This window comes from Protofrankia coriariae (assembly GCF_001017755.1).
Taxonomy (GTDB): domain Bacteria; phylum Actinomycetota; class Actinomycetes; order Frankiales; family Frankiaceae; genus Protofrankia; species Protofrankia coriariae.
In genome coordinates this window covers 1-1027 of record NZ_JWIO01000049.1, presented here as the reverse complement: position 1 = coordinate 1027, position 1027 = coordinate 1, and the positions used below count along the sequence as shown (strand labels likewise).

Here is a 1027-nt window from a genome sequence, read left to right as displayed (position 1 = left end):
CGGGGGTGAGTTCCCCGCCGGTGACGGTCAACGGTTTGGTGTCGGCCTGCTCGCCCCAGCGGACCACCGCTGTCGGTCCGGGGGTGCCTCGGTCGGGGGTGTGGCGGTGGGGGTTCGGGCAGGGTTGGACGGCGCGGCGGACCGCCCAGCGCCAGCAGGCCGCGAGCAGGTCGGCGGTGGCCCAGTCGGGCGGGGGTGCCCAGATGCCGGGGTCGGTGCCGGCGGCGTCGAGGCGGAGCACGGCGTGGAAGTGGATCGCGCCGCGGGCCTGCGCCTCGGCCACTTTGATGTAGCTGATCCGGATCTGTTCTCGTAGGTGGTGTTCGCTGACGCCGGTCAGCCGGGCGAGGCGCCGGTAGGTCAGGTCGATGGTGCGTTTCCACAGCCGGGGAGCGAACCGGTTCCACACGACCAGGGCGGGGGTGTCGTGGCAGTCCGGGCAGGTCGGCGCGCCCAACCGGGGGTCGTCGTCGGGGTGGACGAGCCGGCAGCCGCGGGCCCGGCCGTGGGGGCAGCGGCCGTGCCGGTCGTTGCAGATCTGGGCGGGGCCGTGGTTGGCCCGCCGGGAGTGCACCGGGCCGAACGAGGGGGCGGTGACGGTGACGAACAGCCCGGGATGGTCGGCGACCGTGTCGGGAATGGTCAGGCCACCGGCGAGGCCGGCGTGGACGATCTGCCAGGCGTCCCCGGCGTACAGGTAGGAGCAGGACGGGCAGACGGTGGCCCGCCGGTTCCCGCACGGCACGAGAATGGTGCCGTCCGGCATCGCGGCGGAGTCCATCACCCGGCGGATTTCCCCGGTGGTTTTATCGGCCTGGTCGATGCCGCCGGCAAGACGGATCGGATGGGCGCAGCCGCTGATGCGGGTGATCTGGTCCCACAGGGCGGACAGGGTGCCGTCGGTGATCCGGTCGGCCTGGTCGACGGCGAACGTGTCGGCGGTCACGGGAACTCTCTTCTACGCCACGGAGAATGCGGAGATCCGCATTCCCTTTTCCTGTTCCCGGACCAATGCCGCTAAGATAAG

General features: G+C 71.9%; 1 protein-coding gene (cut by a window edge). It reads right to left on the bottom strand.

What is annotated here, in order from left to right:
- Nucleotides 1-946, bottom strand: partial view of a replication initiator gene (locus tag FrCorBMG51_RS21125; protein ID WP_052914906.1) — the 5' portion only. The gene continues 545 nt to the left of window position 1, outside the view; 946 of the gene's 1491 nt are visible here — the first part of the coding sequence; its start codon is at nucleotides 944-946; its stop codon lies beyond the left edge, outside the window.
- Between the last annotated feature and the right edge of the window lie 81 nt (nucleotides 947-1027).